Below are 236 nucleotides of genomic sequence, written 5' to 3' on the forward strand. Positions count from 1 at the left end.
GGGACGATCGGAGCCATGACCCCACCCACGCGGACAGCGCTGCGCATGTACCACTGGAGGACATTGGGCACATTCGGGGCGATCTCGGCGAGCTTACGGCCGGCGACCGACAGATCCTCGGGGCGGATGACGCCGTCTACGAATCCGACGGTGAAGTCAAGGCCTTATGGGTCCTTCAAGACTCCGGCGAGGCGCTGTGCCGAGACGTCCACGGGGATCTTGCTGGCTTCAGTAAG

1 pseudogene is annotated in these 236 nt (G+C 64.0%); it reads right to left on the reverse strand.

The features are described from left to right. A pseudogene (locus N7568_RS25390) lies at window positions 1-236 on the reverse strand (hypothetical protein); the annotation flags it as partial.

It is taken from the genome of Paenarthrobacter aurescens (assembly GCF_025421775.1).
Classification (GTDB): Bacteria; Actinomycetota; Actinomycetes; order Actinomycetales; family Micrococcaceae; genus Arthrobacter; species Arthrobacter aurescens_B.